We start from the raw sequence: 21,052 nt of genomic DNA, 5'->3' as shown, positions 1-21,052 counted from the left end.
GCGGGGGGGCGCCCCTGTTCATGGGCGCCCCCACCCGCGCGGCTAACAAGAGCCCCCCCCCGCCACGCCCCGGGCCCCGGGCGCGGCCCCGGGGCCGAGCCGCGTCACGGCAGCACTTGGATCTTGCGACCCCGCCCGGCCTGGAACCGCGCCAGCGCCGGGGCGTAGTCCGCCAGCGGCAGGCGGTCGCTGATGAACACCTCCGGGTCGAGCACCCCGGTGGCGAACAGGTCCGCCGCCCGTTCGAACGAGTGCAGCACCGCCATCGAGCCGGTGATCGTGATCTCCTGGTTGTAGATGCGGTACGGGTCGATGGTCACCCGCGCCGCGTAGTCGGAGACGCCGAACTGCAGGAACGTGCCGCCCTTCGCGACCCGGCCGAGCCCGTCCTGGATCGCCTTCTCGTTGCCGGTGGCGTCGATGACCACGTCCCACCCCTGTGGCCGGTCCAGCTCGTCGGGCGACGTCGCGGTGGCCGTGACGCCGAGCAGCTCGGCCGTGGCCAGGCGGTCCGGGTTGAGGTCCACCACCTCGATGGACGACGCGCCGGTGAGCTTGCCGAGCTGGAGCATCATCAGGCCCATCGTGCCCGAGCCGTAGATCAGCACCCGGCTGGCCAGCTGCGACCGCAGCACGTCGTAACCGCGCACGGCGCACGACAGCGGCTCGATCAGCGCGGCGTCCTCGGTGCGCACGTGGTCGGGCAGCTTCACGCAGTTCGCGACGGGCGCCAGCGCGTACTCGGCCGCGCCGCCGCCGGTCGTGACGCCGATCGCGGCCCACCGCTCGCACAGGTTGCTCCGCCCGGACCGGCACATCCGGCACTCGTGGCAGTACAGCGAGGGGTCCACCGCGACCCGGTCGCCGACCGCGAGCTCCGCCACCTCCGACCCGACCTCGACGACCACGCCCGCGAACTCGTGGCCCGGCACGACCGGCAGCGTCGGCGCGAACTCGCCCTGCAGGATGTGCAGGTCGGTGCCGCACAGCCCGCACGCCGCGACGTCCACGACGACCTGGCGCGGGCCGGGCCTCGGGTCCGGCACCTCGGCGACCTCCACCGCGCCGACCCCGGTGATCACGGCTGCTTTCACTTCACGGCTCCCAGAGAAAGGCCCTGGACCAGCTTGTCCTGGGCGGCGAACCCGGCGACGAGCACCGGCAGCGACACCACCACGGCGGCGGCGCACACCTTGGCCAGGAACAAGCCCTGGCTGGTGACGAACCCGGTGAGGTAGACCGGCGCGGTGCCCGCGACCACACCGGTCAGCACGCGGGCGAACAGCAGCTCGTTCCAGCTGAAGATGAAGCAGATCAACGAGGTCGCGGCGATACCGGGCATGGCGACCGGCGCGACGACCCGGCGCAGCGTGGTGACCAGGCCCGCGCCGTCCAGCGCGGCGGCCTCCAGGATCTCGCCCGGCACCTCGGCCAGGAACGACCGCATCAGCCACACCGCGATCGGCAGGTTCATCGAGGTGTAGAGCACGACCAGGAACGAGATGTTGTCGAGCATCCCGGTGTACTGGGCGACCAGGTAGATCGGCAGCAGCCCGGCCACGACCGGCAGCATCTTGGTGGACAGGAAGAAGAACAGCACGTCCGACCACTTGTCGACCTTCTTGATCGAGAGCGCGTACGCCGCCGGGACCGCCAGCAGCAGCACGAGCAGGGTCGAGCCGACCGACGCGCTCAGCGAGTTGATCAGCGGCGGCCACGGTTCCGAGTCGAAGAACTCGGCGTAGCCGTCGAACGTGAGGGGCGCGGTCAGCGACGGCGGGTTGGTCGCCGCGTCCTGCTCGCTGTGCAGGGAGGTGAGGACCATCCACGCCACCGGCGCGAAGAACAGCAGGCCCGCGGCCCACGCGGCCAAGCCGAGCAACCTGCTCATGCCCGTGCCTCCGTCCGGTTCGCGGCTCGGCCGCCGTCCTCGCGCAGCAACGACGACACCACCCGCAACGCGAACGTGGCGATGACGATCGAGCCGACGACCACGACCACGCCCGCGGCGGACGCCTGGCCGTAGTCGTGCGCCTGGTAGAAGGTCTGGTAGATCGTGTACGGCAGGTTGGCCGTGCCGAGGCCGCCGGAGGTGATGGTGAAGACGGCGTCGAAGTTCTGCACGATGTAGATCGAGCCGAGCAGCGCGCCCAGCTCCAGGTACTGCCGCAGGTGCGGCAGCGTGAGGTAGCGGAACACCTGCCACGCCGAGGCGCCGTCGATGCGCGCGGCCTCGACCGCGTCCTGCGGGCGGCTCTGCAGGCCCGCCAGCAGGATCAGCATCATGAACGGCGTCCACTGCCACACCAGCGCCGCCTCGACCGCGGTCAGCGGCATGCCGCTGATCCACTCCGGCTGCGGCGCGTCCGCGCCGGACAGCCACGTCAGCACGCCGTTGAGCAGGCCGTACTCGGGGTTGTAGAGCGCGTGCTTCCACAGCAGCGCGGCGGCGACCGGCACCACCAGGAACGGCGCGATGAGCATCGTGCGCACCAGGCCGCGCCCGGCGAACCTCCGGTCCAGCAGCAGGGCCAGCCCCAGCCCGAGGACCAGGCTGACCAGCACCACGGTCGCGGTCAGCAGGGCCGTGACGCCGATGGCGCTGCGCAGGTCGGGATCGGTGAACACGGCGGTGTAGTTGTCCAGGCCCGCGAACCCGCGGTTGGTGGGGTCGAGCGAGTTCCACCGCATCAGCGAGATCACCAGCGTGGCGACGAACGGCAGCTGCGTGACCACGATCGTGAAGATCAGGGCGGGCAGGAGCGGGGCGCGCCGTGCCCAGCGCGCCGCCGCGGCCAACTGCCCCGTCCGCGCCGGAGGCTTGGGCCCGGTGCGCGCGGGGGCTTCCCGGACGGCGGTCACCGGGTCCTCCCGATGGGGGTGGGGTTGCTCATCACTTCCCCCGGTACTTCTCGGCGACGACCTCGGCCAGCGCCTGGCTCTCCGCCAGCGCGGCGTCCACGGTGGTCGAGCCCGCGATGGCGGCGCTGATCTTCTGCGACACCTGCGTGCCCAGGTCGGTGAACTCGGGGATGCCGACGAACTGGATGCCGCTCGCGGGCCGCTCCTGCACGCCGGGGTCGGTGGGCCTGGCGCCCGCGATGGCCGCCTCCGCCTGCTTGGCGAACGTGCCGCCCGCGGCCAGGTACTCGGGCCGCTGGTAGGTCGACTTCCGCTTGCCGTCGGGCAGCTTGGACCAGCCCAGCGTCTTGCCGACCAGCTCCTCGTAGCCCTTGCCGGACGCCCAGGACACGAACTTCCACGCGTTGTCGGCCTTCTTGCTGGCCTTCTGGATGCCGAACGCCCACGTGTACAGCCACGCCGAGCTCTCGGTCTTGACCACGGGGGCCTGGGCGAAGCCGAGCTTGCCCTTCACCGGCGAGTCGTCGGCCTCCAGCAGCCCGGCGGCGACCGTGGCGTCGTACCACATGGCGACCTTGCCCTGGGTCATGTTGTTCAGGCACTCGGCGAACCCGGCCTGCGGCGCGCCCGCCTCGCCGTGCGCGCGGACCAGGTCGACGTAGAACCCGGTGGCCTCCTTGAACTCCGGCGAGTCCAGCCCGGCCTGCCAGTCCTTGGTGAACCACGTGCCGCCGAACGTGTTGACCACCGTCGTCAGCGGCGCCATCAGCTGGCCCCAGCCGGGCTGGCCGCGCAGGCAGATGCCCTTCATGCCGGGCTGCGCGCCGTCGACCTGGGCGGCGATCTCGGCGACCTGCTGCCACGTCGGCTCCTCCGGCATGGTCAGGCCCTTGGCGTCCAGCACGTCCTTGCGGTACATGAGGAACGACGACTCGCCGTAGAACGGCTGCGCGTACACCTTGCCGTCGGCGGCGGTGAGGGACTGGCGGATCGGTTCGAGGACGTCGTCCTGGTCGAAGCCGGTGTCCTTGGCGACGTAGTCGTCCAGCGGGGTGAGCCAGCCGTTCTTGGCGTAGATCGGCGTCTCGTAGTTGCTGATCGTGGCCACGTCGTACTGGCCGGCCTGGCTGGAGAAGTCCTGGCTGATCTTGTCGCGGACGTCGTTCTCGGGCAGCACGGTGAAGTTGACCGTGATGCCGGTGTCCTTGGTGAAGTTGTCCGCGGTGAGCTTCTGCAGGTCCTGCAGCTGCGGGTTGTTCACCATCAGGACGTTGATCGAGTTCTCGGCGCCGCCGCCCCCGCCGCCCGCGCCGGCGCACGCGGTCGTGGCCAGGAGCACCGCGGCCAGCAGGCCGCCATACCGCAATGACTTCATCGTCTTGCCTTCCTTAGGGCGAGCGGAACCAGACCCCTGGCGCTCCGGGGTCGTTCGGGTGTGGGGTCGGGGGTTAGGCCCGGACGACCTTCGGTCCGAGCAGGGCGTAGCGGTGCGCCTCGCCGGCGGGCAGCACGGAGTCGGTGACGACCGCCTCCAGGTCGGCGATGCCGCCGAACCGGTGGAAGCTCGACACGCCGAACTTCGTGTGCACGCCGACGAAGATCCGCCTGCGGGCCGAGGCCAAGGCCTGCGCCTTGACCGCGCCCACCGCAGGGTCCGGCGTGGTGAGGCCGTGCTCGCGGGAGATGCCGTTCGCCCCGATGTAGGCGAGGTCGATCACCATCTCCGAGAGCATGCGGGTGGCCCAGTGGTCGACCGTCGCCAGCGTCCGGCCGCGCACCCGTCCCCCGAGCAGCAGCACGGTCGTGGACGGCACCTCCGACAGCACGGCGGCGGTGGGCAGGGACGCGGTGATCACCGTCAACGGCCTGCCGGTGGGCAGGGCCTCGGCGACGAGCTGGGGTGTGTAGCCCTCGTCGACGAACACCGTCTCCGCGTCACCCAGCCGGTCCGCGGCGGCCCGGGCGATGCGCCGCTTCTCCGGCACCATCGACGCGGACCGGAACTTCAGCCCGGTCTCGTACCCGGCGCTCTCCACCGGGAACGCGCCGCCGTGCGTGCGGCGGACCAGGCCGTGCTCGTCGAGCAGGCGCAGGTCACGCCGCACGGTCTCCTGCGCGACCTCCAGCTCGGCCGCGATCTCGGCCACGTCGACCCGGCCGTCCGCCCGGGCACGGGCCAGGATGCGGCGCTTGCGCTCGTCCGCCCGCACGTCGCCTCCCTGCCCGCTCGGACCGTCGCTGCCCGTTCGGGCCGCGCCTAAGGTTTAACACCGTCGAAATGGTGTGGCCAGCACCACACCTGGGTGAACGATGCCCGAGTTCCGCCCGCTTCGCCTGACCGAACACACACGATCGGGCGAATTCTTGCCCGAACGGGCCCCACTTCCTGCCCGTTCACACCCACAGCCGACGCGACGAGGCCCCCGAGTTTGCGCAACTCGGGGGCCTCGCCTCGTGCCGAACGCCCAGGACGGGCCGATCAGGCGTTGACGGTGGTCAGGGCCGGGTAGTCGAGGTAGCCCTTCTCGGTGCCGCCGAAGAACGTGGCCGGGTCCGGCGTGTTGAACGGGCCGCCGTTCGCCAGGCGCGCGGGCAGGTCCGGGTTGGCCAGGAACAGCGCGCCGAAGCTCAACGCGTCCGCCGTGCCGTCGTCCAGCAGGGGCAGGTGGTCCGGGCCGGTGACGCCGTCCGGCGTGAACGGGTTGAGGATCAGGGCGCCGGAGAAGCGCTTGCGCAGCTCCAGCGTCAGCGCCCGCTCACCGGTCTCGCCGATGTGCAGGTACGCCAGGCCGAACGGGTCGATCGCGTCGACCAGCGCCGGGTACAGCTCCTCGGTCGACTCCTCGGCGATGTCGTTGTACGGGTTGGACGGGGAGATCCGCAGGCCGACGCGGTGCGCGCCGATCGCCTCGGACGTCGCGCGGACCACCTCGACCACGAACCGGATCCGGTTCTCCACCGGGCCGCCCCACTCGTCCGCGCGCCGGTTGGTGTTGTCGGCCAGGAACTGGTGCAGCAGGTACCCGTTGGCGCCGTGCAGCTCGATCCCGTCGAACCCCGCCTCGACCGCGTTGCGCGCGGCGGTGGCGAAGTCGGCGATGGTGGCCTCCACCTCCGCGCCGGTCAGCTCCCTGGGCGTGACGAACTCCGCCATCCCCGAACCGGTGAACAGCTGACCCGCCGGACGCACGGCGGACGCGCCCACCGGGTGCAGGTCGCCGGGCAGCACGCTCGGGTGGCTGATCCGGCCGGTGTGCATGAGCTGCGCGAAGATCCGCCCGCCCGCCGCGTGCACCGCGTCCGTCACGCCGCGCCAGCCCTCGACCTGCTCGTCGCTGTGCAGGCCGGGCGTGAACGGGTAGCCCTGGCCGATCGCGGACGGCTGGATCCCCTCGGTGATGATCAAGCCGGCACTGGCCCGCTGCGCGTAGTACTCGGCCATGGCGGACGTCGGCACGGTGTCGTGCGCGCGGCTGCGGGTCATCGGCGACATCACGATCCGGTTGGCCAGCTCGGTGCCGGCCAGATCCAGGGGCTCGAACGCGGTGCTCATGGCTTCCTCCAGGTTGCTGCCTTTACCTGCTCGAACAGTAATCCGAGCGCGGATGATTCCCGTGAGCCGTGGTGACCCCCATCACTCCATCGCGCGGCTAGAATCGAAGCATGGCCGCGACAGGACAAAATCCCACGTCAATGCCCATTCCAGAGGTCGCCGAGAGCGGTCGGATCAGCCATGCGATCTTCCGCGTGGCCCGCCTGCACCGCCTCCTGGCCGGTCAGCTGCTCAGGCAGGCAGGCCTGCACCCCGGCCAGGAGCTGGTGATGATGCGCCTGTGGGACTGCGGCCCGATGCGGCAGGCGGACCTGTGCGAGGAACTGGGCACGGACTCGCCGACCATGACCCGGACCGTGCAGCGCCTGGAACGCGCGGGCTTCGTGCGCCGCTCCCCCGACCCGACCGACGGCCGCGCCGCGCTGGTCGAGCCGACCGCCGCGAGCCAGGCGCTGCGGCACGAGGTCGAGCGCGTGTGGCGCGAGCTGGAGGAGGCCACGCTCGGCGACCTGGACGAAGACCAGCAGGCCGAGACCCTGAGGGTGCTCGGCCTGCTGGAGTGCAACCTGGCGACGCGGACCGGTCGGTTCAGCGAGCCGTCCTGAGCCAGGCCGCGGTGTCCGGCGGCACGGCGCCGTCCACGAGAGGTCCGCTGGTCAGCAGCACGGCGTCGTGCGCGGGCAGCGCGACCGGTTCGGCGGACAGGTTGAGCACGCACGCGAAGTCGTCACCGCGGCGGAACGCGACCACGCCCGGCCCGAGCTCGAGCCATTCCATCGGCCCGTCGCCCAACGCCCGCTCCGAGCGCCGCAACGCCAGCACGGTGCGGTAGTGCGCGAGCATCGAGTCGGGGTCGCCGGTCTGCGCGGCCACCGACAGCGACCGCCAGTGCGCCGGCCGGGGCAGCCACGACGGGCCGTCGTCACCCCACGGGATCGGCACCCGGCACCCGTCACGACCGCGGTCGGTGTGCCCGGAACGCACCCACACCGGGTCCTCGCGCAGCTCGTCGGGCAGGTCGTCCACCTCCTCCAGCCCCAGCTCCTCCCCCTGGTAGACGTAGACGCAGCCGGGCAGCGCGGTGGTCAGCATGATCGCCGCACGCGCCCGCTTCGCGCCCAGCTCCAGGTCCGTCGGCGTGAGGTGCTGCCGCCGGCCGAAGTCGAACGACGAGTCCGCCCGACCCATGCGCGACACGTGCCGCGTCACGTCGTGGTTGGACAGCACCCAGGTCGGCGGCGCGCCCACCGGCGCGTGCGCGGCCAGCGTGCCGTCGATGACCCGCCGCAGCTCGTCGGGCTCCCACGGGCAGCACAGGAAGTCGAAGTTGAACGCCGAGTGCAGCTCGTCGGCCCGCAGGTAGCGGGCGAACCGCTCCGGGTCGGGCAACCACATCTCGCCGACGAACACCCGCTCGTCCGGGTACTCGTCGAGCACCTCGCGCCACGACCGGTAGATGTCGTGCACGCCGTCCTGGTCGGAGTACGGCAGCTCGGCGTCCGGCCGGGAGAAGTCCTTGACCAGGCCGTCGGCGACGTCGATGCGGAACCCGTCCACGCCGCGGTCGAGCCAGAACCTCAGGATCGACTCGAACTCGGCCCGCACCTCCGGGTTGGTCCAGTTCAGGTCCGGCTGCTCCGGGCTGTACAGGTGCAGGTACCACGAGCCGTCCGGCGCCTGGCTCCACGCCGGCCCGCCGAACCGCGACCGCCAGTCGTTCGGCGGCTCGTCGCCCTCGTGGAACCAGAACCGGTCACGACCGGTGCCGCGCAACGCCTCCTGGAACCACGGGTGCTGGTCGGAGCAGTGGTTGGGCACGATGTCGATGATCACCCGCAGGCCGACCGCGTGCGCCTCGCCGATCAGCTTCTCCGCCTCGACGAGCGTGCCGAACACCGGCTCGATGTCGCGGTAGTCCGCCACGTCGTAGCCGCCGTCGGCCAGCGGCGAGGGGTACCAGGGGCTGAGCCAGATCGCGTCCACACCCAACTCGGCGAGGTACGGGAGCTTCTGGCGCAGACCCGCCAGATCCCCGATCCCGTCGCCGTTGCCGTCGGCGAAGCTGCGCGGGTACACCTGGTAGATGGCCGCACCGCGCCACCAGTTCATGTGGATTCCTCCCTCGGTGATGTGTTCAGCCCTTCACGCTGCCGGCGGTGAGACCCGCCAGCACGTGCCGCTGGAACACCAGGAACAGGCCGATCATCGGCACGCTGGACAGCACGAGGCCGGCCAGCAGCAGGTTGACCGGTGTGTCGGGGGCGAAGCGCTGCAACGCGACGCTGAGCGTCTGCCGCGCCGGGTCGGAGAACACCAGCAGCGGCCAGATGAAGTCCTTCCACGCGGCCACGACCGCGAAGATGGACACGACCGCCAGGATCGGCCTGGACAGCGGCAGCACGATCCGCCACAGCATGGTGAACTGGCCGGCGCCGTCGATCCGGGCCGCCTCCAGCACCTCCGCGGGCAGCTGGTCGAAGAACCGCTTGAGCAGGAACACCGTGAACGCGTTGGCCGCGCCCAGCAGCCACAGCGCCAACGGGTTGTTCAGCAGCCCGAGGTCGGCGATCGTCAGGTAGGTCGGCACCAGCAGCACCGCGGCGGGCATCATCAGGGTCAGCAGCATCATGCCGAGGATCCCCTTGCCCAGCACGGGTTTGAGCCGCGACAGCGCGTACGCCGCAGGCACGTCGACCGCGAGCTGCACCGCCCACACACCGACCGCGACGACGATCGTGTTGAGGAAGTACCGGCCCAGGTCCATCAGATCCCACGCCTCGGCGTAGGTGCCGGGCGTCCACGTCTCGGGCAGGACCGTCGGCGGCACGCGGGCCAGCTCCACGGCCGGTTTCATGGCCGAGAGCACGACCCACACCAGCGGCACCACGAAGATGGCGGTGAGGACGACGGTCGTGATCGCGAGCGCGACCTTGTAGCCGACGCCGGCGCGTCCCGGCGCGATCAACGTCCTCACGCGTCCGCCTTCCGCGTCACGCGCAGGTACAGCGCGGTGAACGCGCCGAGCACCAGCAGCAGCAACAGGCTCAGGGCACTCGCGGTGCCGAAGTCGTTGTAGTAGAAGGCGTACCGGTACAGCAGGAGCAGCACGGTGACCGTGGAGTCCTCCGGTCCGCCGCCGGTCATCACGTACGGCTCGGTGAACACCTGCATCGTCGCCACGACCTGCAACAGCAGCAGCACCAGCAGCACGAACCGGGTCTGCGGCACCGTGACGTGCCACAGCCTGCGCAGCACGTTCGCGCCGTCGAGCTCCGCCGCCTCGTACAGGTCGCCGGGGATGCTCTGCAACGCGGCCAGGTAGATCAGCGTGGCGGTGCCCAGGTTCGCCCAGGTCGCCACGATCACCAGCGACAGCATCGAGGTGTCGGCGCTGTCCAGCCACGCCACCCCCTCCAGCCCGAGCCCGCGCAACGCGGAGTTGAGCAGGCCCGGGCCGGGGTCGTACATCCACTTCCAGATCAGCGCGGCCACCACCGGCGGCAGCATCACGGGCAAGTACACGATGAGCCGGAAGTACGCCTTGAAGTGCCGCAGCTCGTTGAGCACGACCGCGAGCAGGAACGGCACCACGAAGCCGAACACCAGCGCCAGCGCGGTGAACAGCAGGGTGTTGCGCCACGCCGTGGCGAACAGGGGGTCGGCGAAGAGTCGTTCGAAGTTCTCCCAGCCGACCCACGTGGGCTCGGTGACGAAGTCGACCTGCTGGAAGCCGAGCACCGCCCCACGCGCGATGGGGTACCAGGAGAACACCGCGAAGCAGATCAGCGCGGCGGACAGGAACCCGTACGCGGTCAGGTTCTCCGCGACGCGGCGGCGCATCACTTGACCTGGGCCAGGACGGGGTTCACCTTGGCTTCCGCGTCGGCCAGGAGCTTGCTGACGTCCGCGTCGCGGTCGGTGAGCACGGCCTGCATGACGTTGTCGAGGATCGCGTACACCTGCTGCGCGTTCGGCGGCTCGATCTTCCCCTTCGGCGTGGCGTCCACGTAGGACTGGAAGTTCGCCACCGGCACCGTGGCCAGGCGCTCCTTGAGCTCGGCCTGCTTGGCGGCGATGTCACCGGTCCAGACGTCGGCGACCGGCGGCACGGGCAGGCCGATGGGCTGGCCCTGGTCCTTGTACCGCTGGAGGTTGCGCTCGAACCGGTCCGGGTTGAGGTACTTCCACTGGATCCACCTCAGGCCCGCCTTGATCTTCTCCGGCGACGCCTTCGGGTTGATCATGTAGCCCTCGCCGCCGATGAGCGTGCCCTCGCCGTCCGGGATGCCGGTCAGGCCGTAGTTCGCGTAGTCGCCCTTGAACTGGTTGACCAGGGTGGGCACGTTGTCCGGCGCGGCCAGGTACATGCCGAGCTGGCCGGCGCCCATCATCTGCTGGACGTCCTCGATGACGAGCAGCTGCTTCTCGCCCATCGTGTTGTCGGTCCAGCGCATGTCCTTGAGGTGCTGCAGGGCCGCGCGGCCCTTGTCGTTGTTGAAGTCCGCGACCCACTTGTCGCCGTCCTGGCGGGCGACCTGGCCGCCGACGGAGTACATCCACGCGGTGAAGTGCCAGCCGCCCTGGTTGTTCTTGCTGTACTCGGCGAAGCCGACCTTGCCGTCACCGAGCGCGGTGATCTTCTTGGCGGCCTCGCGGACCTCGTCCCACGTCTTCGGCGGCTGGTCGGGGTCTAGGCCCGCCTGGGTGAACAGGGCGCGGTTGTAGAGCAGGCCCATCGAGTAGTTGGCGGTGGGGACGCCGTAGACCTTGCCGTCCTTGCTGAAGACGTCGCGCAGCTCCGGCCGGATGGCGTCGTAGTGCGGGACGTCCTTGACGTAGGCGGTGATGTCCGCGGCCTGCTTGCGGGCGATGAGGTTCGCCGGGTCGGTGAAGTAGGCGTAGAAGACGTCCTCGAGCTGGCCGCCGGCGAGCTTCGCGGAGAACGTCTTGGGGTCCATGAACCCCTCGTGCGGCTCGATGTCGACGTCGGGGTTGGCGGCCTCGAACTCGGCCACGTCCTCGTCGAAGATCTTGCGCTCGAACGGCTGGGTCTGCGGCGGCTGGCCGTTGACCGAGATCGTGACCTTGCCGCCGGCGGCGCCGGTCTCGTCGGCTTGCGAGCACGCGACGGCGGTCAGGCTCAGGCTGCCTGCCAGCAGCAACCCCGCCGCTCTGCGGAGGCTGAGTGAGTTCATGGGGGCGGACCTTCCTCGGGTGTGGTGTGGCGGACACGGTAAGTCGCCCCACCACTTCGCCGCAAGATGTCTACGAAAACTCGCAACTTCACGACATCAACTCGTAAGCAACCCTCGCCCCGCACTCACGCACAAAAAATGCCGCCCACCCCTGACGGGGCAGACGGCAACGGACGTGGTCGAACCTCAGACCCCGCGCGTCGACCTCCAGGACGCGCGGGACACGGAGGTTCGGCTCGCGGTCAGCGGGGGGCCGGGGCGGTGGAGGAGCGGACCACCAGCTCCGGCTCGAAGAGCAGCTCCTCGTCGGGGACCGGGGTGCCGGCGATCTGGTTCGCGAGCAGTTCGACGGCGGCGCGGCCCATGGCCTCGATCGGCTGGCGGACCGTGGTCAACGGCGGCTCGGTGCAGGTCATGAGCGGCGAGTCGTCGTAGCCGACGACGGACACGTCGTGCGGCACCTTGAGCCCGTGCCGGCGCACGGCGCGCACGGCGCCCAACGCCAGCGGGTCCGAGGCGCACACGATCGCGGTGACGCCCCGGTGCAGCAGGCGGGTGGTGGCCGCCTGCCCGCCCTCCAGCGAGAACATCGCGTGCTCCTCGAACAGCTCCACCCCCGCGCCCGCCGCGCACGAGGTCAACGCGGTGAGCTTCCGCCTCGACGGCATGTGGTCCGACGGGCCCAGCACCGCCCCGATCCGCGTGTGCCCCAACGCCACCAGGTGCCCGAACGCCTGCTCGACCGCCACCGCGTCGTCGCACGACACCCGCGGGAACCCGAGGTCGTCTATCGCCGCGTTCACCAGCACCGCGGGCAGCTTGCGCCGCGTCATCTGCCGGTAGTGCTCGTGCGACGCGTCCGCCTGCGCGTACTGCCCGCCGGCGAACACCACCCCGGACACGTGCTGCTCGAACAGCAGCTCCAGGTAGTCCGCCTCCGTCACGCCGCCGGCCGTCCGGGTGCACAGCACCGGCGTGAAGCCGCGCTGCGCCAAGGCGTTGCCGACCACGTCGGCGAACGCGGGGAAGATCGGGTTCTGCAGCTCCGGCAGCACCAGGCCGACCAGGCGGGCACGTTCCCCGCGCAGCTGCGTCGGCCGTTCGTACCCGAGCACGTCCAGCGCCGTGAGCACGGCCGACCGCGTCGCGTCGGACACGCCCGGCTTGCCGTTGAGCACCCGGCTGACCGTCGCCTCGCTCACGCCGACCTTCGCGGCCACTTCCGCCAACCGCCGTTGCGTCATGGAGCAACTATACGGCAGGACTTACGTTCCGCTTGCGTTGACTTGCACTCGTTTGCGAGTTCCACCGCCGCCCGCAGCACCGAGCACCGCGGCACGACCCGGTCCACCAACCCGGTGCGCAACGCCTCGTCGGCGGTCACCCGCCGTGCCACCAACACCTGATCGCCGGTCACCCGACCGTCCGTCACCCACCCGAGACCACCGTCGGCGGCCAGCACCCGCAGGTCGCACGCCATGGCCAGCTCCGCCGCCTCGCCGGACGGGCTGCCGCCGATCGCCGCGACCACCGGCACGGGCAGGTTCGCCACCTCCTCGCGCACGCCGCGCAACGACGCCGCCACCGCCTCCCGCTCCGCCACCGACCCCCGGACCAGCCGCTCGGTGTCGGCGGCGCACAGACCCGGGTCGACGATGAGCACGACGGCGCGGGCGCCGGCCACCACGGGCAGCAGCGCGCGCACGTCGGTCAGCAGGGTGTCCGACGGCTCGTCGATCCGGATGACCGCGATCCCGCCGGAGACATCGAGTGAGACGGTCATGAGCCGCCATCGTGGTCGACGGTTCCCCCGGTTGTCATGTTCCACCCCACTATCGGGTGACGGCGGGGTACAAATCCCCTGTGAAGCGGTGGGTGGTGGCGGTGGCGTTGGTCGGCCTGACCGGGTGCGCGGTGCCCGTGACGGGTCAGCCCGCGCCCGGCCCGACGTCGTCGGCCTCCGGGGCCGAGCCCGAGGTCGTGCGCTGGATGAACAACTTCTGCGGCGTGGCGAAGTACATGATCGCCTCGGGCGGGGTGCAGTTCGACCAGACGCAGACCGACCCGGTCCAGGCGAAGAAGTCCGTCAGCGACTCGCTCGGCCGCGTGGTCGACGTGCTGGACGTCGTCCTGCACGACCTCGACGAGCTGACCCCGGCGCCGACGCCCGCCGCCGACACCGCGGTCGAGGTCATCAGCGAGCCGCTGACCAGGGCGCGGGACAAGTTCGTCTCGGCCAAGTCGGCCGTGGACGCCGCGCCCGAGATGACCCTCGACATCTACAGCGCCGTCATCCAGGACATGACCGAGGCGGTCACGGTGATGAACGAGGGCGTGGAGAAGATGGGCGTGGTGTCGCTGCCGGACGAGTTCCGCGACGCCGCCGGCCAAGCCGAGAACTGCGCGGCCTGACGCCGGGCACGCCGTCCGTTCACCTGCCCGCGGTGCGCTGGTGACCTGCGACGGGAGCGTTCTCCGCACATCTGCGGCTTCGGACCCGCGCACCCGCAAATCTGGGGGCACGGCCCCCATGTGCGCCACCGCACGCCCGTGACACGTTGTGCGGCGTGTTCCCCTCCGCCGTAGATCGGCCGCCCCCCGCGTGGTGGCTGAGCGGTGTGCGCGGGAACCACCAAGAGCTGGTCGTCCCCCGTGGACGGCCCTCATGGGCCGCGTTCGTGGAACGCGCCACCACGACCGCGGCCCGTGCAGACTTCACCGGCGGCAGCTGGGACGAGGGGTTCGCGTCCGCGCTGAGACCCCTGGTGAGCGCGGCCGTGGCCCTCGACCCCCGGCTGGACGACGACTTCGCCCACGCGCTGGGCAGGCGGCTGGTCCGGATCGCCGCGCGCACGCTCGTGCTGGAGCTGAACCTCGACCGGGTCGGCGAGCGGCTGGTCGGCGACACTCCGCAGGAGCGGTTCGCCGCGTTCGTCCGGCGCGTCGACCTGCCCGCGCTGTTCGCCCGGTACCCGGTGCTGGCCAGGCTGCTCGGCCAGACCTGCCTGCACGCGGTCGACGCGCACCGCGAGCTGCTCGACCGGTTCGCCGCCGACCGGCCGGAGATCGTGCGCACCCTGCTCGACGGCCGCGACCCCGGCCCGCTCGCGCACGTGGAGACCGGTCGGGGCGACCCGCACGCGCAGGGGCGTTCGGTCGCCGTGCTGACCTTCTCCGACGGCCGCCGGGTGGTCTACAAGCCCCGGCCGGTGGCGCTGCACCGGGCGTTCGCGGACCTGGTGACGTGGTTCGACGGGCACACCGGCCTCGGCCTGCGGCTACCGCGCGCCCTCGCCGGCGCGGGGCACGGGTGGCTGGAGTTCGTCGAGCACCGCCCGTGCGCGGACGTCACCGAGGTCGGCCGGTTCTACCAGCGGCTCGGCGCGCTGATCGCGCTGCTGTACGCGGTGGACGGCACCGACATGCACTACGAGAACCTCATCGCGGCGGCCGACCAGCCCGTGCTGGTGGACGTGGAGACGGTGTTCCACCCCACGGTCGGCGCGCCGGCGGACCCGGCGGTCCGGGCGCTGGCCCGGTCCGTGCACCGCACCGCCGTGCTGCCGCGCGTGCTGCTGGGCGAGCACGGCGCGCTGGACGTCGGCGGCATCGGCGGCGACCACGGCGACGGGCTGCCGACCGAGGGCGTGGCCTGGCTGCACCCCGGCACCGACCGGATGCGCCTGGTGCGCAGGCCCGCGCCCATGCCCACCGCGCACAACCGGCCCGTGCTGGACGGGCGCGAGGCCGAGCCCGCGGACTACCAGGGCGCGCTGCTGGCCGGGTTCCGGATCGGGTACGACGCCCTCTACGACCACCGCGCCGAGCTGCTCGGCCCGAACGGGCTGCTGCACCGCTTCGCCGACCTGCCGGTGCGGTTCGTGCCGCGGATGACCCAGCTGTACGCGACGTTGCTGGACGAGTCGACGCACCCGGACGCGCTGCGCGGCGCCTCGGACCGCCAGGACATCCTCGACCTGCTGTGGGACGGCACGGCGGACGACGAGGTGGCGCACGCCCTCGTGCCGCACGAGATGCGCGACCTGTGGGCGGGCGACGTGCCGCTGTTCACCACCCGGCCGGGCAGCCGCGACGTGTGGACCTCGACCGGGCAGCGGCTGCCGGACCTGCTGCCGTCCTCCTCGCTGGACGCCGTCACGGCCAAGGTCACCGCGCTGGACGAGGTGGACAAGCACGACCAGCAGTGGCTGATCAGCGCCGGGCTGGCGAGCAGGCCGCGACCGGTCGAGCACCGCACCGGCCGCGGGGTCGCCGCGCCGGTGGAGGCGGGCGTCCCCGACCGGCAACGGCTGCTGGTCGCCGCGTGCGGCATCGCCGACGAGGTGCTGGCGCACGCGGCGACCGCCGACGGCCGGGTCAACTGGGTGGGCCTCGAACTGGTCGACGACCGGCACTGGGCGGTCGCCCCGATGGGCGCGGGCCTGTCCAACGGCTACACCGGCGTCGCGTTGTTCCTCGCGCAGCTCGGCAAGCTCACCGGCGCCGCCCGCTACACCGAGTACGCGCGGGACGCGCTGCGGCCGATCCCCGGCCTGCTGGCCGCGTTCGCCGAGGACACCGACCTGGCGGCGGCCGTCGGCAGCGGCGCGTTCCACGGGCTGGGCGGCATCTCCTACGCCTTGGCGCGGTTGGCGAACCTGCTCGACGACGACGAGGTCGGCGGCTGGCTGCGTGCCGCCGTGGAGGTCGCGACCGAGGTCGAGGCCGTCGGCGAGGACCCGGCCAACGTGGTCGAGGGGTGGGCGGGCGGCCTGGCCGCGATGCTGGCGGTGCGGGCGGAGAGCGGTTCGCCCGCCGCCGCGGCGCTGGCCCGGTCCTACGCCGACCGGCTCGCCGCGGCCACCCCCGGCGGCGACGGTTTCGCCCGCGGCCGGGCGGGCGTCGGCTGGGCGTTGCTGCGCTACGCGCGCGCCGCGGGCGACCAGCGCTACGGTGTGGTCGGCCGCGCGAACCTGCGCGCCGACCACGCCCTGCGGCAACGCCTGCTCGACGTGGCCGAAGCGGACCACAGCTGGTGCTCCGGGCTCTCCGGCGCGGTGCTCGCGCACTGCGCCCACCCGGACCAACCGGTCGACGCGCACACCCTGCACCTCGACCGGTGCCTGAACGCCTTGGCGGTGCACGAACCCTTGCGGGACCTGAGCCTGTGCCACGGTGAGCTGGGCGTGATCGAGGCCCTGACCGTCCTCGCGGAACGCGGGCACGGCCTGGCCGCGGCCATGCAGACCCGGCGCGCGGGGCTGGTCCTCGGCGCGCTGGACCAGTACGGGGCGCGCTGCGGCACGCCCGGTGGCGTGCCGTCGGCCGGCCTGCTCACCGGGCTGTCCGGCATCGGGTACGGCCTGCTCCGCCTCGGTTTCCCCGAGCAGGTGCCTTCGGTGCTCCTGCTCGGGTCCACGCACGACATCCACCCCCTCGAGGAGAACACCCGATGAACGACGCCAACCGCGACGAGGTCACCACCTGGAGCGAAGACCAGGACGGCGACCACCCCGCCGGGGAGATGGCGCTGTCCCGCAAGGCCAAGGCGGGCGCACGGGCACGCGCGCTGGCCGGCCTCACCATGGCCGTGGGCGCGTACGCCGCGGTCGCGGTGAGCGAAGGCACCATGACCACGGTGAGCGCGCCGGGACTGCCCCTGTAGCCGGGCTCGGCCCTACCGCCGGACTGCCCGCCCACACTGGGGGTGCGGGCAGTTTGGCATGCCGCCGTTCGGCTTGACTAAGGTCGGCGCATGCACACCCGCGCGCCGGTCGTGGTCGGCCGCGACGAAGAACTCCACGTGCTCGACCGCATGCTGGCCGACGCGGGCGCCCACCGGGGCCGCGCCGTGTTCCTCGTCGGCGAGCCGGGCATCGGGAAGACCCGGTTGGCGCGCTTCGCCGCCGGCGCCGCCTTCGACCGCGGCATGCGGGTGCTGCGCGGTCGCGGCAGCACGATCGGGCCGATCGTGCCGTTCCGGCCGCTGGCCGAGGCCCTGATGTCGCTGCTGCGCGCCGGGGACGGCCTCAACCTGCGCGAACTGGGCCCGTACCAGCCGGCGCTCGGCCGGTTGGCGCCCGAGTGGAGCCCGGAGGCGGCCGGCGCCGAGGAGCAACGGCCCGCGCACTCCGTGCTGGTGCTCGCCGAGGCCGTGCTGCGGCTGCTGGCCGTGGTCGGCCGCACGCAGCCGTGCCTGCTGGTGCTGGAGGACCTGCACGACGCGGACGCCGAGACGCTGGCCGTCGTCGACTACCTGGTGGACAACCTCGACCAGGCGCCCGCCGCGCTCCTGGTGACCACCCGCGCCGACCCCGGCCCCACCCTGGACGTGGTCCGGCTGGCCGCGCAACGGCAGGTGGGCGTGCTGATGGAGCTGCGCCGCCTGGACGAGCGGCAGGTGCGCCGGATGGTGGGGCTGTGCCTGGAGGCGGAGGACCACGAGGTGCCCGCCGAGGTCGTGCAGCGGCTGTGGGCCGACAGCGCGGGCAACCCGTTCGTGGTCGAGGAGATGTTGCACGGCCTGGTGAACGGCGGCCTGCTGGTGCGCGGGCCCGGCGGCTGGCAGGTGCTCGGCGAACTGCGCATCGACGTGCCGTCGGCGCTGGTCCGCTCGATCGCGCACCGCACCGACCGGCTGGGGCCGCAGGGCCGCGAGGTGCTGTCGGTGGCCGCCGTGCTCGGCCACCGGTTCCCGCTGTCGGTGCTGCGGCGGGTGACCGGCATGGACGACCGCGCCCTGCTCTCGCACCTGCACGCGGGCGTGGCCGCGCAGCTGGTCACGCCGGACGAGCCGGTGCCCGACTGGTACGCGTTCCGGCACCCGCTGACCGCCGAGGCGCTGCTGGCGCAGCTGCCGCCGCCGCACCGGGCCGAGCTGGCCCGGCGGACCGCCGACGCCGTGCGCGAGCTGCACCCCGACCTGTCCGGCGAGTGGTGCGCGCTGGTGGCGTCGCTGCGGCTGGACGCCGGGCAGACCGCCGAGGCGGGCGCGTTGCTGGCCGAGGCGGGACGGCGGGCGCTGGCCGACGGCGCGGCCGGGTCGGCGGTGCGGCTGCTCGACCACGCGCACCGGCTGCTGGCCACCGAGGTCGACGTGGCCATCCGCGCCGACGTGCTGGACTCGCTGCTGCCCGCGCTCGCCGAGGCGGGCCAGTTCGAGCGGGCGTTCGCGCTGGTCGACGCGGTGACCGAGCTGAGCGCCGCCGGGTTGGGCCGGGTGCGGCGGGCCGAGCTGCACACCAAGCTCGCGCAGGTGGCCAACACCGCGGGCCGGTGGACCGAGGGCATGGCGCACGTGGAGACGGCGCGCGCGCTGCTCGGCGCGGACGCGACCGACGAGCACACCGCCCGCCTCGACGCCGTGGCCGCGTTCCTGACGTTGAACCTGGAGGTGCCGGACCGGATCTCCTCGGCCGAGTTCCTGGCCAGGCGGGCGGCCGACGCGGCGAAGCGGGTGCCGCTGCCGGAGGTGGGCTGCGAGACGTGGCAGCTGCTCGGCGTGCTGGCGCGCGACCGCGACCTGGACGAGGCGACCGAGTGCTTCAGCCGGGCCCGTGCGCTGGCAGAGGAGCACGGGCTGCCGATCCAGCGGGTGTACGCGGTGATCCGGCAGGCCGGGCTGGGCTGGCTGGCCGAGGGCGAGGCGGCGGAGCTGGCCGAGGCGCGCGAGGAGGCGTTGCGGATCGGCGCGATCAGCGTGGCCTACAACGTCGACGCGATCCTCGGGCTGGACACCGTGCTGCGCGGGCAGTACGACGCCGCGGCGGAGCAGTTGACCCGGATCATCGCGGACACGCGGCGGCTGCAGCTGCGCAACCTCACCCTGTACGGGTTGATGGCGCGCGCGACCGCGGCGGCGCACCAGGGCAAGCGGGCCGAGATGGACGCGGCGATCGAGGCGTTCGACCAGCTCGGCGGGGTCGGCTCGCAGGAACGGCCGCTGTGCTTCGGGTTGGCGCGGGCGTTCTGCGCGTTGCTGGAGGAGGACCGCGTGACCGCCGGGCACGACCTGGCGCGCGCCATCGCGTACGAGGCCGAGGCGCCGACCGTGTACCACCTGTCCGGCAGGCACGGGCTGCGCCTGCTGCTGGACGCGTTGTCGGGCGCGTTGGACCTGGCGGGCTACCGCGCGGTGACGCGGGCGGCGGCGGCGCGGATGCGCTGGAACCGGGGTTTCGCGCAGTTCGCGCTGGCCGTGCTGCTGGGCAGGCTCGGTCGGGAGGCGGAGGCGGCGCAGGCCGTGCGCGCGGGCCGCGAGGCGGCGGCGATCCACCCGCTGGCCCGCCACCTGGGGCTGCGGCTGGTGGCCGAGGCGGCGGTGGCCGACGGGTGGGGCGAGCCGGTCGGCTGGCTGCGCGGCGCCGAGGAGTACTTCCACCAGGCCGGTCAGCCGGCGGTGGCCAGCGCGTGCCGCGGGCTGCTGCGGCAGGTGGGCGCGTCGGTGCCGCAGCGGCGGACCGGGTCCGACCAGGTGCCGCGCGAGCTGCGGGCGCTGGGCGTGACCGTGCGCGAGTTCGAGGTGTTCCGGCTGCTGGCGGGTCGCCTGGGCAACAAGGCGATCGCCACCCGGCTGCACATCTCGCCGCGGACGGTGGAGAAGCACGTGGCGAGCCTGATCACGAAGACCGCGAAGCCGGACCGGGAGTCGCTCAGCGCGTTCGCCGCGTCCCTCGGACCCGCCGACCGGCCCTAGCAAGGCGGGTGCCGGTCCGTTAGACCTGGTGCGGTGAGAATCCTGGTGGCAGTGGCGCTGACGATGGCTCTCGGCGGCGGGGTGGCGCAGGCCTCCCCCGCGACACCGGACGCGGGAGCACCGGACACGACTCGCGGGCCGTGCGCGTACGCGGTGACGCCGGACGAGCCGGCCGCCCGGCCCGTGCCGCTGCCGCCCGACCCGCGGCACACGCCCGACCGCGGTCACCCCGAGGTCCTCCTGCAGACCAACCAGGGCCCCGTGCCGCTGGTGCTGGACCGCGCGAAGGCGCCGTGCACCGTCCAGAGCTTCCTGCACCTGGTGCGGAAGAAGTTCTACGACGACACGACGTGCCACCGGCTCACGGCGTACCCGACGTTGAAGGTGCTGCAGTGCGGCGACCCGTCCAACACCGGTGAAGGCGGTCCGGGCTACAAGTACGCCGACGAGCTGCCGACCGACCTCGCGCCCGCGCCGAACGACCCCACGGGCCTGCGCCGCATCTACCCGCGCGGCACGCTGGCCATGGCCAACGCGGGCCCGGACACCAACGGCAGCCAGTTCTTCCTGGTCACGTCGGACTCCGTGCTGCGGCCCAACTACACCGTCTTCGGCCGCGTCACGCCCGCCGGGCTCGCCACCTTGGACAAGGTCGCCGCCGGCGGCATCGCGCCGAACCCGGACAGCGAGGTCGACGGCCGCCCGGCCCTGACCACGAACATCCAGCGGGCCAAGCGCACCTGCTAG

The 21,052-nt window shown here is 72.4% G+C and carries 18 protein-coding genes; 6 read left to right on the top strand and 12 right to left on the bottom strand.

What is annotated here, in order from left to right:
• Positions 1–104 precede the first annotated feature (104 nt).
• From ABTZ99_RS17330 to ABTZ99_RS17305, 6 genes are all read right to left on the bottom strand, one after another.
• Positions 105–1,094, bottom strand: a complete 990-nt coding sequence (locus tag ABTZ99_RS17330; RefSeq protein ID WP_498777027.1) for a zinc-dependent alcohol dehydrogenase family protein — start codon at positions 1,092–1,094, stop codon at positions 105–107.
• Positions 1,091–1,891: a carbohydrate ABC transporter permease gene (locus ABTZ99_RS17325; protein ID WP_498777025.1), complete on the bottom strand. Its 801-nt coding sequence runs from the start codon at positions 1,889–1,891 to the stop codon at positions 1,091–1,093. The genes ABTZ99_RS17330 and ABTZ99_RS17325 overlap by 4 nt, the downstream gene beginning before the upstream one ends.
• Positions 1,888–2,862, bottom strand: coding sequence for a carbohydrate ABC transporter permease (locus ABTZ99_RS17320; protein WP_498777023.1), 975 nt, complete (start codon positions 2,860–2,862; stop codon positions 1,888–1,890). The genes ABTZ99_RS17325 and ABTZ99_RS17320 overlap by 4 nt, the downstream gene beginning before the upstream one ends.
• 31 nt (positions 2,863–2,893) lie before the next feature.
• Positions 2,894–4,237 (bottom strand): ABC transporter substrate-binding protein, encoded by a 1,344-nt coding sequence (locus tag ABTZ99_RS17315; protein WP_499612210.1) that lies wholly within the window; start codon positions 4,235–4,237, stop codon positions 2,894–2,896.
• 73 nt (positions 4,238–4,310) lie between these two features.
• Complete coding sequence (locus ABTZ99_RS17310; RefSeq protein WP_498777019.1) at positions 4,311–5,072, bottom strand: DeoR/GlpR family DNA-binding transcription regulator; 762 nt, start codon at positions 5,070–5,072, stop codon at positions 4,311–4,313.
• Positions 5,073–5,341: 269 nt separating this feature from the next.
• Positions 5,342–6,415: an alkene reductase gene (locus tag ABTZ99_RS17305; protein WP_499612207.1), complete on the bottom strand. Its 1,074-nt coding sequence runs from the start codon at positions 6,413–6,415 to the stop codon at positions 5,342–5,344.
• Between the two features lie 140 nt (positions 6,416–6,555).
• Here ABTZ99_RS17305 and ABTZ99_RS17300 point away from each other — a divergent pair, with 140 nt between their 5' ends.
• Positions 6,556–7,020: a MarR family winged helix-turn-helix transcriptional regulator gene (locus ABTZ99_RS17300; protein ID WP_499612206.1), complete on the top strand. Its 465-nt coding sequence runs from the start codon at positions 6,556–6,558 to the stop codon at positions 7,018–7,020.
• Here the strand turns inward: ABTZ99_RS17300 and ABTZ99_RS17295 are convergent.
• The 6 genes from ABTZ99_RS17295 to ABTZ99_RS17270 form a co-directional block, all read right to left on the bottom strand.
• Positions 7,004–8,524, bottom strand: a complete 1,521-nt coding sequence (locus ABTZ99_RS17295) for a glycoside hydrolase family 13 protein (protein ID WP_498777013.1) — start codon at positions 8,522–8,524, stop codon at positions 7,004–7,006. The genes ABTZ99_RS17300 and ABTZ99_RS17295 overlap by 17 nt on opposite strands.
• A gap of 25 nt (positions 8,525–8,549) precedes the next feature.
• On the bottom strand, positions 8,550–9,389 hold the full coding sequence (locus tag ABTZ99_RS17290) for a carbohydrate ABC transporter permease (protein WP_498777011.1): 840 nt from the start codon (positions 9,387–9,389) through the stop codon (positions 8,550–8,552).
• A complete protein-coding gene (locus ABTZ99_RS17285) occupies positions 9,386–10,255 on the bottom strand; it encodes a carbohydrate ABC transporter permease (RefSeq protein ID WP_498777009.1) in 870 nt (289 codons plus the stop codon). Before ABTZ99_RS17285 ends, ABTZ99_RS17290 begins: the two co-directional genes overlap by 4 nt.
• Positions 10,255–11,610 carry an ABC transporter substrate-binding protein gene (locus tag ABTZ99_RS17280; RefSeq protein ID WP_499612203.1) on the bottom strand — a complete coding sequence of 452 codons (1,356 nt, stop codon included), beginning with the start codon at positions 11,608–11,610 and terminating at the stop codon, positions 10,255–10,257. Before ABTZ99_RS17280 ends, ABTZ99_RS17285 begins: the two co-directional genes overlap by 1 nt.
• A 242-nt stretch (positions 11,611–11,852) precedes the next feature.
• On the bottom strand, positions 11,853–12,854 hold the full coding sequence (locus ABTZ99_RS17275; protein WP_230569298.1) for a LacI family DNA-binding transcriptional regulator: 1,002 nt from the start codon (positions 12,852–12,854) through the stop codon (positions 11,853–11,855).
• Positions 12,851–13,393, bottom strand: coding sequence for an enoyl-CoA hydratase/isomerase family protein (locus ABTZ99_RS17270; protein ID WP_498777005.1), 543 nt, complete (start codon positions 13,391–13,393; stop codon positions 12,851–12,853). The genes ABTZ99_RS17275 and ABTZ99_RS17270 overlap by 4 nt, the downstream gene beginning before the upstream one ends.
• An 80-nt stretch (positions 13,394–13,473) precedes the next feature.
• Here ABTZ99_RS17270 and ABTZ99_RS17265 point away from each other — a divergent pair, with 80 nt between their 5' ends.
• The 5 genes from ABTZ99_RS17265 (at position 13,474) to ABTZ99_RS17245 (ending at position 21,052) form a co-directional block, all read left to right on the top strand.
• Positions 13,474–14,022 carry a hypothetical protein gene (locus tag ABTZ99_RS17265; RefSeq protein ID WP_498777003.1) on the top strand — a complete coding sequence of 183 codons (549 nt, stop codon included), beginning with the start codon at positions 13,474–13,476 and terminating at the stop codon, positions 14,020–14,022.
• 206 nt (positions 14,023–14,228) lie between these two features.
• A complete protein-coding gene (locus ABTZ99_RS17260) occupies positions 14,229–17,066 on the top strand; it encodes a type 2 lanthipeptide synthetase LanM family protein (RefSeq protein WP_499612200.1) in 2,838 nt (945 codons plus the stop codon).
• Positions 17,063–17,275 carry a hypothetical protein gene (locus ABTZ99_RS17255; RefSeq protein ID WP_498776999.1) on the top strand — a complete coding sequence of 71 codons (213 nt, stop codon included), beginning with the start codon at positions 17,063–17,065 and terminating at the stop codon, positions 17,273–17,275. Before ABTZ99_RS17260 ends, ABTZ99_RS17255 begins: the two co-directional genes overlap by 4 nt.
• A 90-nt stretch (positions 17,276–17,365) precedes the next feature.
• The gene (locus ABTZ99_RS17250) at positions 17,366–20,305 is read left to right on the top strand and encodes a helix-turn-helix transcriptional regulator (protein ID WP_498776997.1); all 2,940 of its coding nucleotides are present in this window, start codon (positions 17,366–17,368) and stop codon (positions 20,303–20,305) included.
• A 63-nt stretch (positions 20,306–20,368) separates the two neighbouring features.
• Positions 20,369–21,052 (top strand): peptidylprolyl isomerase, encoded by a 684-nt coding sequence (locus ABTZ99_RS17245; RefSeq protein WP_499612217.1) that lies wholly within the window; start codon positions 20,369–20,371, stop codon positions 21,050–21,052.

The organism is Actinosynnema sp. NPDC002837, from assembly GCF_040295345.1.
Classification (GTDB): Bacteria; Actinomycetota; Actinomycetes; order Mycobacteriales; family Pseudonocardiaceae; genus Actinosynnema.
Note: the sequence above shows the minus strand (reverse complement) of the source record. Positions and strands in the feature narration are given on the sequence as shown.